Consider the following 10243-nt stretch of genomic DNA (forward strand, 5'->3'; position numbering starts at 1 on the left):
CTTTTCAGAAAAGAAGAAAAAGTAAAAAACTTTAGGCTTCACTGAAAGAAATTAAAACATCCTATATCGAGATTTAATCTAATCAAATTTTCCACTTTTTCTAAAATATCTCACAAAAAACTATTCATATCTCTCAAACAAAACTATCTATAAAAGAGTTTATAGATTACAAAAAAGCGAGTTAAGAATAATTAAATTCGGATCCTATTATACAAGAAAAAGCTAATTTGACAGTACCTGAAAATCAGCGGATTATTTCACCACCAATACAACAAGGAATAAACAGGTGACTCATGAAAAAAATATTTTTTCTCATCCCTTTGACGCTGCTACTGTCAGCATGCGAATGGGTTGATGACTTACAACTAGCCTCCGAAACCAAAGTGAGCGAGCAGGTTCAGTTTAAAACTGATAACACGGGATTATTAATTATTGACTCTCAAAAATCTTATGTCATGGATAGCGAAGAATTTTGGGTCAACATTTGGTATCCGGACCTTGAAGTACCTCCGGAAAATATTGACCCACAATTGCACAACAATATTGAACGTATCGCTCAACTGGCGCAGTCGGCGAATGACTTAGACTTTCCCACAACCATTACATATGAAGCTTATAACACTGAGTGGGGTTTGGAATACTCACCGTATATTGAAAGTATAAAACAAGCTCTCGATGAAAATACTCAATCTTTTTTTAAGCAGTCTTTTAATTCCACTTTAGAAGACGGCATTAGCAGTGCTATGCAAGCTTGGTTAGATGCTGGCATTAATCGTATTGTGGTTGCAGGCGCGGAAACTGACGTATGTGTTATGCAAACAGCACTAGGTTTAAAGAAAATGGGGTTTGACGTTTATCTAGCCAGCGACGCAACCTTCTCTACAGAAATCTATGAGCGTGCTACCTTTAAGCGCCTGCAACAAGCGGGCGTTAAACTAGCCACTACAAACGAAATCATTGAATCGATGAGTACCGATGATGAGTTGGTATACAGTCCCAGGTACGCGGTAGGTCAACGTGACGATCTTCATCAAGGAGATCGCCATCAAATGGCAATGGTAAATTTCAATATGGACGACGGAAATCTGGCAAGAGCTGTGCACGATAACAAAGCAGCGATTAAACCAAGGTTAATCAGCTTAGGCTTGGAGCAAGAATTTTTATTTAGTAAGTTGCCTAGTTTTCACTTGAATGCTAAAGGTAAAGCCTACACTTCACAATATCGGAAAAATGCCGACTTAATCAGTTATGAAGTGCTTGAAGACGTCATTGCTGACATGCAAGCAAAGAATAAATCCCAAGCAGTTATATCAGGCGTGGTTTCACAACTAGAGTTACTCGATGCTGTATCAAAATTTACTGAGGCAGGCATTACTCCTATCATTCTTGAAGATGCGTTAATGGGGGAAGATGTCGATCCTGTTCATTATCTAGATTATGCCTATCAACTGGGAGCAGTGCCAAGCAGCCAAAAATCTAACGGTTATGAAATGTACGTGGAGGTACAGTTAGGTGATTTCACCGAAGAAGAAAAAGCAGCCTACTGGCAAATGATTGAATTAGGTGAAGGCCTTATACCTGAGGTTTATCCACGCTTGCGTTAGTTTGATCTTTTTTACCTGACGGCATGTCCTTGTATTGACGTCAGGAATCTTTGGCAAGTAGCTAATAATTTGCCATTCAAAAAAGTTTAAGTTCCATAGCGTGGAAACAGTTAATTCATTTATAATTGCCCGGGAGTGTTTGATAATGCTCTCGTATGACTAAGATTTTTATTTAAGGAAAAATATAATGAAGTATATATTGTTAGTTTTAACACTATTTTCGCCAATCACATTTGCAGCTGAAACAGTTCAAGATGGAAATGTCACTAACATAACAAGCATTAAAGAAGGTTTGCTTATTATTTTAGACACAGGGAAGCCTTCAGGATGCAAACAAACATCTGGCTGGATGCTTATTCCTGAGGAAAATAAAACCATGGTTTCAGTTGCTCTCGCTATGCATCTCGCGGGAAAAAAGAGAGCTGCTATTTATGTAGATATTCACGCGCCAGGGGGCTATTGCAAAGTTATTCAATACGATCCGCTTTAGTATTGAATTAATGAAAGAGACTGAAAGTCTCTTTCATTTTTCATCGGGTGGAAGTCAATGAGCTGCGAAACAAGCTGATTGTCTAACTAAGATTTTTATTCGCAAACCTCCAATTGTTAATATCAAACTCACTCTTTCGGCTCTACATAGACATAATCCGAATACCGTTCATTCGATGTTTCATCAATCTCAGTGAAGAATGCAAAACTCCCTTTCATATCCATTGAATTCTCAACCGGTAAAATAGCATTCTTCATTTTTTTAAATTTAAAAACTAATTTAAAATCGGTGATCGACGCCGAAAACACTGGTGAAAACTCACTGTTATTGGTGATTTGAATCGAGTCGATATACTGCTGATGCTTACTAAAAGTCAACTCTCCATCTAACTTACCAATGGCATCGTCCCCTAGTTTTTCAATATAAACATCAAAAGACATCGTCTTGTGAGTCTCGTTTTCGTTCGTTAAGTTAAGACTATCGATATCAATAAGTTCTCTCAGACGAATGGAATAGTTAGCACTATCGTCATCTTTCTTCTTAGAAGCCTTAACTTTCTTTTTAATAAATTTTTTTATTTGCTTTTGGGTTGGCGTTTTGCCATTTAACTCGAGTAACGACCACCGTTTAAATTTATCTTCATTGGGTGTATACACCTCGGTACTAGTAGTTACATCTCCTTCTTCATCTTCATATCGAACCACTTTGAATGACCAACGCTTTCTATCCATGTCTTCAAACTGCTTAATACTGGTTTCAACTTGCTTTTTATAAAGTGGTATTTCGGTCTCGATTAAATCTGCTGCGGTAGTCTTTAATGGCAAGTACAAAGCCATAAAGTAACCAAACCACAATGTCAAAGTTAGGGTAGTTTCTCTCATTTTTTCCTTCTCGATGATAATAACCAGCGAACAAACTAGTTGTATTGATAAATTAATAATGAACGAATGAATGTGAAATGATAGTGAAATGTAAGTGGAGAAAACCTATATCTGGGGTGTAGGAAATAAATAAAGTATGGATAGAGCACTCTTTATTTTTCAAATGAATCGCTGGGCGAAATGGTATTTTCTACCAATCTAAATCACTACCAGCATATCGCTTAAAATAGCCAACAAGCTAATAAGCGTAAGACATATAAACAAAACAGCAACAACTTATTTATCAAGTACTGCAACTGAGTTGTTATATATTTAATTCGTCTTGCTTTTTTATAACAAAAAAACGAGATAAAAAAGTTTCTTATATTTATTTAAAAAAAACAACCAACAACAAAAAATCTCAAAGAAAAAACTTGTGATTAAGAATCATCAAATACAGAGAAAGATCCTGTGAATCAATTCACAAGTTTTCTCCAGAAACACTGGTACGACCGGAGAAAGTTTAACTGCATCACACTCTCAAACTGCAGGAATAACCTACCCTGCCGATTGAAAGTTCATTAAGTATTTATTCAAAGTTTTTCCGGATTTATTATGTTGTTAAACAACCTATTTGTTAGTACCACTAAACTCAGCAATTATATTGGCGCAGTTTTTTTATCACTTTTTCTAGTCGCTTGTGGTGGAGAAGGAGGAGAAGATAACGGTTCAACACAATACACTTTGACCGTTACGGTTAATGATAACGGAATCGGCGGCAATGTCACTTCAGATGACACCAATATTAACTGCGGTGATGACTGCACGCAATCTTATGACAGCGGAACGGCAGTAACGCTTACCGCCCTGTCACAGGAAGGTTATGCCTTTTCGGGCTGGTCTGGCGCCTGTAGCGGCAGTTCGGTTTGCGAAATTACCATGGAGCAAACACAACAGGTCGGAGCTACTTTCGAGCAGCAGCAAACCTCAAAAAATTATTCCTTAGTTGTTGAGCGACTTGAAGGTGGCACAATTACTTCTCAATCGGGGGAAATTAATTGTGGTGAGAATTGTTCACATACTTACGCCGAGGGAAGCATTGTTTTACTTACCGCTATACCAGATGAAGATTATTCTTTTGAAGGATGGGAAAATGACTGCACCGGCACTTCTGGCTGTGAACTTGTAATGACTGAAAACCGGCAGGCAAAGGGAAATTTTTCACGCAAAAGATATACGCTGGCAGTAATGAACAATGGCGGAGGTTCAATAATATCAGAACCTGCAGGAATTAATTGTGGCAGCGACTGTTCGGAAATGTTTTATAAAAATACTAACATCACATTAACCGCTGACCCCGCACCCGGATATATATTTAACGGCTGGAATGGAGATTGTGTTGGAACTGCACCAACCTGCCAAATTAAAATGAGCCGAAACAAAGGAGCGTCAGCCTCTTTTATTCCAATTACTCCGCCCAGCGACTATACTTTGAGCGTTAGCGCTACTGCTGGTGGAATTGTTACATCTCAACCAGGAGGCATCAATTGCGGATCAGACTGCAGCGAAAACTACGTAGAAGACACAATTGTTACATTAACAGCAATACCAGCTGAAGGTTATGCATTTAGTGGCTGGAGTGGAAGCTGTTCCGGCACCGCAACTTGCCAGTTAACAATGGGCCAAAACCTTCAAGTAGCAGCAACCTTTGCTGCAATCGCGCCTTCTCAATATAGTTTAAATGTTACAGCTACCACAGGCGGAAGCGTTGTCTCCAATCCTGCCGGAATAAACTGTGGTAATGATTGTTCAGAAACTTATCTGGAAAACACGCAAGTAACATTAACGGCGACACCGATCAATGGTTACGAGTTTATCGGTTGGAGCGGTAACTGCTCAGGCACAACAACTTGTCAATTGACTATGAGTCAAAGCCGACAGGCAGTAGCAACCTTTAGCGAAATTCCTCCTGCTCAATACAACCTGAGCGTCACCACGACAACGGGAGGAACAGTTTCTTCAACACCAGAAGGAATTAATTGTGGAAGTGATTGCGCGCAAAACTATGAAGAAAGCACCAGCGTAACTTTAACTGCGACAGCTGAATCGGGTTACGAGTTTAGCGGCTGGAGTGGTGACTGTTCTGGCACTGCAGCCTGTCAATTGTCGATGACTCAAAACCGTCAGGCCACCGCAACCTTTACCGAAATTCCAATACAGGAACACACACTAACCATTACAGCCGGCAATGGCGGGACAGTCACTTCTCAGCCCGCAGGAATCGACTGTGGAAGTGATTGTTCGCAAAACTATGAAGAAAACACCAGCGTAACTTTAACTGCGACAGCTGAATCAGGTTACGAGTTTAGCGGCTGGAGTGGTGACTGTTCTGGCACTGCAGCCTGTCAATTGTCGATGACTCAAAACCGTCAGGCAACAGCGACCTTTACCGAAATCGTTCCGCAGGAATACACATTATCTATCAGCACCAACACTGGTGGAACAGTCACATCTCAGCCTAACGGAGTCGACTGCGGTAGTGATTGCTCAGAAAATTATCAAGAAAATACCAGTGTGACCCTCACTGCAACACCAGCGCAGGGATATGAATTTAATGGATGGACTGGCGATGGTTGCTCAGGTAAAGATCCATGCGCATTAACCATGAACTCAGACAAAATGGTTACAGCAACTTTCTCAGCTTCGAGTGGCGCACTTTCAATTGCTGATATGGGGCTACATGAAGTTGATCATGGCGATGTATTCCAATATCAACCACAAATCAGTGGCAACGTTACAATCTGTCGTAAAGATATGGGACACGACGATGTCAAAGTGGATTCTGAAACCGGTGCAATTACCTGGGACACCAACGGACTCACTTTTGGTCGCGGTTTCCATATTCGAATTAAATGCAGCAACTACACCGAAAGCGTATACGCATCAATGGTTGTTCACATTGACATGTCTGGCAGCAGTCAGTTACTTGTTGCAGGTGAGAATGGTGTTTCTCCTTACATTGGCGTTGCAGGTAAAGCCATGACCAGTGGTGACACTATCGTCTTCCCTGATGGTGTTTACCCGGTTTCAGTTGCCGGCGATAAAACCTATGAAAACGCATTTAAAAGATCGGCGCCGACTTCTGGTTCGGCCAATCAGTTCAGCACTCTGATTGCTCGCTCTCCCGGCGGAGCAGTCATTTCAGGCACTGCCAATCAAAATATCGGAAAACAGAAAAATGCGTTTGAACTCGATAACATTGCCTATGTTGCTTTGGTTGGCTTTCAGATTGAAAACGTGCAGCGATCTTCTGTTACCAGTATTGGCACAATTAACCGACTATTGCTCGACTTTGTCGGTGCAGCGGGAGCCGGAACATGGGGATTCCCCTGTTCAAACTTTGAAGAAGCAGATGCAGGCCAATGTTCAAATGCAGGTATGCGATTAAACGACGGTAACCCGGTATTTCAGAATAGCTACGACTGGGGACACAATCGATACGGTATCATGACCCACGGAACTTCAGGCTCCATCACTCGTCGCTCATTCGTCAGACTGGATGAGCACAAAGGTGATCAACCTTATGGTGGATTCAGCAATTATTGTGACTCGGCTCACCTGAGCCAGGACAATACGGTATTCGACTCATTGGCCATCGCCGCACCTCACTACAAAAACTACGCCGGTCTCGAAGCTTACCCCGCAACTGGCTGCGAGTATGATGATGCGACGTTAAAAACAGAAGGTTTGCTGGCGGTTAATAACGACCTGTCACTTTCACTAATGGATCAAAAAGCAGGGCCAGTACACGTGTGGGATCACATTGTATCTTATGACTCTGTTGGTACTTGTACGCCACAAACAGGCTATTGCGCCAATCTGTTACTTCAGGCAGATAAAGAAACTCACGTTTTTAATTCGTTCTTTGGATTAGCCGAATCATTCAATCAAACGCGTGACGCCTTTGACGGCAATGATGTTGTGCTGGACCCTGCATCAGTAGCAAAAAAAGATGTTGAAGGTGAATCAGATGTTGGCGATATGCCTGAGTATCTACCTGAGTCACTGCTTTATTTCCGAGGACGCTCAGATACTTTCTATGGCGATTCGAACTACGATCAGCTAACCAATGTGCGTCGCTGGCCGATTGGCGGTGAAGATATTATCGCCGCTAAAATGCGCAGCTATGATAACCCGGAAGCATTAAAAGTAGGAGGCGGAACAATTCACATTAGCGGCAACCGAGGTGCCACTGCAAACGGTGAATCAATGTCCGAATATTTCTGGGGATATATCAACCCGAATATCCCACCTTTAGTGGTTCGAGTTAAAGATAAAGGACAGGTAAACCGCGTTGCCTGGGAGCATTTAAGTGGTTCGCGCCGAGACGCTGTTACCGGCTGGAAAGTTATCTGTGTTTCTTCTGGTAATACCCTACTGGCTACATTAGGTAAGACTGAGTTGGTTTACAATCACTCAGGTAGCTGCTCAGGATACGCAGTGAAAGCTCTCTATGCTGACGGGGAAAGTGGAATCGCTTATACAGAGTCTCCGCAATAAACTGAGTCTTAAAACTCACCTCTTGTTCAGACAGAGAAAGCCTTACATGAAAAAAATCGGTAAGGCTTTTTTTGTTTGATCGCAAAACTAAACGTTAACGGATATAAATAACATACTGAGATAGCGCTTTACCTCATGTAATAATATGCCATTCTCATGTAATTATTTGCGAATAGAACTAGCTATATAACTTACCAGACCTAAATATTAATAACGCGACCTGACCCGTCATTTCTCATCAATTTGGAGTTTTTCGACGAACGATACTTTCCGCTATCAAAACAATAATAGGTGTCTAATTTCATTTCCTCATTAACACTTAAATGACTAATTAAATCTTATTAAAGAAATGTTATATTTTTACATCAAAAAGACTAATAGAACCATCTTGAATTACTATAAATGTTTCTATGTTTTGAGCTGAAGTAAATCTATACAATGATCCGCCGTCAGGTAATTCGCCTTGAATAAACACAACCTCTCCTTGTTTTGACAACCACATTACGATTTCCTTTTCTTGCAACTCACTTACAAAGTTTTGTGCTTCATTTATTTGGCTTCGAAGATCTAAAACTTTCATATTTAACAAGGATAATGGGCCACCCATTATTTTTCTTTCTGAAATTTTTTGCCCTTGAGGCAGTTTTAAAACAAGAAACCGAAATGCACTAAAGCACTTCTGGCTTCAATTTCCGCAAACACGATAACATTATTTCACCCAAGCAGCAAAAAACAGTAGAATAGAACTGTTTGAAATATACTAAAGGAACTAACATTGAAACTATTGAGAATAATCTGGCTTAGCGCACTTTTATTAACATCCATGGAGGTAAGCGCCACATGGACCGCTCCAGTCGAGATTAAAACGGTCTATCTTCACACGCAACATGGCGGGTACGGCGTATTTATTTTTTCAGATATGAGCGTAAACCCTGCTAAATGCTCGAATACGGCATACTATGTGATAAGTAAAACAAACAACGTGCTCTTCAACGAAATTTACTCGTTAATGCTGGCAAATTACACTACAGGTAAGAAGGTCAGAGTATGGCTTGATAACAGCACTTGCAGCCCGCATAACCATCCATTAATTATTCACGCTCGCACTGAGTAATGATAACGGCGACTTATTTTCCGGTTTCCTCCGGATGAGTGGCCGCATGAATCTCTCGGAAGCAGAGGGTCAGATGAACTTGAAACTCAAATTCAAGAAAACTAGAGTTGCAACTAGTAGTGATTGAACACTTGGTTGCGGCTTGTTTAATCGATAACTGAACAAAAAATACATTTAAAATACTACAAAAACAAGGAGCAGAGATCTCTACTCTTGATACAGCCGCCACTCCTCTTTTCAAGTTCATCTGACCCTAAGCGATCCGAGCTAATGACAACCTAAAGAATACTATTTGGCTCTGCTGATTCCTCATTGGTCTCTTTTATATCTATGCAAAGCGATTTCAGCAGCTTCTGTTCGAGATATGCTTGGGTTAATACTTTGCTCATGGCGAAGAAGCCGTTCTAATTTCTCTCTATCTCCACGACAAGCACGTAACAAATCTTTTTCAAAATCACAAACTACAGCAGCCCTTTTAGCATTTCTTGAAAAATACCAATACAATGTAACAGCCAAAGCTGCAAAAATAATTATGTGCAAATTGATTCTCCTAACAACACTCTTTTTCTATTGTAAATTACGACAGTACACTACGAGCCAGTCATTATCGATAATGCAGTGATTATCCGATTTTAAGTCTATTACCATTTTTCTCTATGACTTTGTTTTGATATTAAAAGTTTTGAAACCGAATTAATAAGCTGCTTCTGTTCAGGTGAAATTGCACTTTCAAGGCCCGCTATTTTTGTCATTAACTCAATTACAGATTCGCTTTGTTCAGGCGAAAACTTATCCGCTGATGACGCTAACACTTTGTCAACATTTTTCAGAAAGTTATTTTCCGATTGAAGGAGGTAAGAGGATGAGGCAAACAGCTCCCTTGCCTTGTCATCTCCTAAATTAAATTCCTGAGAGAATATCCTCAATATTTCCGCTTTGTGCTCTTTGCTGATTTCACCTTCCAGCTTGGCAGTTCCCAAAAGAATCGCAGCCGCGGCATCCATCGGATTTTCTAAGGTGTAAAGCGGGTTTTGAGCGTGTAGTTTTCTCCATTTTCGTCTTCTGTTCCAGAGGAACGGATTGAGTGAGCTGAAAGAAAAACCTGACTGTTGTAAACTGTTCAAGGCCCACAACAGCCCGGCTAGTGCTGTTATGATGCCGATAATGATGTGCATTATTGCTCCTTTATTTTTTCCTTAAAATTATATTTCTTTATTCCGTTTTGAATACCTTGATTATCATCAAGACCACCTCGCTATATAGATTCAGCATCAAAGTTAAATTTATCGGGAGCGTTTAGAATCTCCTCCAAACAGTCGATAGTATGTTCTATCATAAACTCCATTTTATCTCTTCTTATATCATCTCTATAATAGAACACCCCATTAGCTGATATAATTTCTAGCTGGTAACCATCAACAGTTAACCCCTTACAAATATCAATTGTTATAGACCGTTCAATATCAAACAAGTGAACACTATCGTTTTCATCAGATATTTTATCTATATAGCCTTTAATCACTTGGACGCTTGAAACAATTAATCCATTCTCACTATGTAAAAACTCACCAATCGAAGGAAGATGGAAATATAATTTTATTTTTTTCATTTTAAA

The 10243-nt window shown here is 40.2% G+C and carries 9 protein-coding genes; 4 read left to right on the forward strand and 5 right to left on the reverse strand.

The features are described from left to right. Positions 1–293: 293 nt before the first annotated feature. Together FLL46_RS14840 and FLL46_RS14845 are read left to right on the forward strand one after the other, a co-directional pair. Positions 294–1604 (forward strand): isochorismatase family protein, encoded by a 1311-nt coding sequence (locus FLL46_RS14840; protein ID WP_142932064.1) that lies wholly within the window; start codon positions 294–296, stop codon positions 1602–1604. A 187-nt stretch (positions 1605–1791) separates the two neighbouring features. Beyond that, a complete protein-coding gene (locus tag FLL46_RS14845; protein WP_142932065.1) occupies positions 1792–2094 on the forward strand; it encodes a hypothetical protein in 303 nt (100 codons plus the stop codon). Positions 2095–2222: 128 nt separating this feature from the next. Here the strand turns inward: FLL46_RS14845 and FLL46_RS14850 are convergent, their stop codons facing one another. After that, positions 2223–2975: a hypothetical protein gene (locus FLL46_RS14850; RefSeq protein ID WP_142932067.1), complete on the reverse strand. Its 753-nt coding sequence runs from the start codon at positions 2973–2975 to the stop codon at positions 2223–2225. A gap of 594 nt (positions 2976–3569) precedes the next feature. On the opposite strand from FLL46_RS14850, the gene FLL46_RS14855 reads away from it, so the two are divergent. Next, positions 3570–7514, forward strand: coding sequence for an InlB B-repeat-containing protein (locus FLL46_RS14855; protein WP_142932069.1), 3945 nt, complete (start codon positions 3570–3572; stop codon positions 7512–7514). A gap of 352 nt (positions 7515–7866) precedes the next feature. On the opposite strand, the gene FLL46_RS14860 is transcribed toward FLL46_RS14855, so the two are convergent. After that, positions 7867–8121, reverse strand: coding sequence for a hypothetical protein (locus FLL46_RS14860; protein WP_142932071.1), 255 nt, complete (start codon positions 8119–8121; stop codon positions 7867–7869). Positions 8122–8289: 168 nt separating this feature from the next. Here FLL46_RS14860 and FLL46_RS14865 point away from each other — a divergent pair, with 168 nt between their 5' ends. Continuing rightward, on the forward strand, positions 8290–8628 hold the full coding sequence (locus FLL46_RS14865; RefSeq protein WP_142932073.1) for a hypothetical protein: 339 nt from the start codon (positions 8290–8292) through the stop codon (positions 8626–8628). A 309-nt stretch (positions 8629–8937) separates the two neighbouring features. Here the strand turns inward: FLL46_RS14865 and FLL46_RS14870 are convergent, their stop codons facing one another. From FLL46_RS14870 to FLL46_RS14880, 3 genes are all read right to left on the reverse strand, one after another. Continuing rightward, complete coding sequence (locus tag FLL46_RS14870) at positions 8938–9168, reverse strand: hypothetical protein (RefSeq protein WP_142932075.1); 231 nt, start codon at positions 9166–9168, stop codon at positions 8938–8940. A 101-nt stretch (positions 9169–9269) separates the two neighbouring features. Further along, positions 9270–9803, reverse strand: coding sequence for a TerB family tellurite resistance protein (locus tag FLL46_RS14875; RefSeq protein ID WP_142932077.1), 534 nt, complete (start codon positions 9801–9803; stop codon positions 9270–9272). Positions 9804–9883: 80 nt separating this feature from the next. Continuing rightward, positions 9884–10237: a hypothetical protein gene (locus FLL46_RS14880; RefSeq protein WP_142932078.1), complete on the reverse strand. Its 354-nt coding sequence runs from the start codon at positions 10235–10237 to the stop codon at positions 9884–9886. Positions 10238–10243 lie beyond the last annotated feature (6 nt).

This window comes from Aliikangiella coralliicola (assembly GCF_007004725.1).
In the GTDB taxonomy this organism is placed as follows: Bacteria; Pseudomonadota; Gammaproteobacteria; order Enterobacterales; family Kangiellaceae; genus Aliikangiella; species Aliikangiella coralliicola.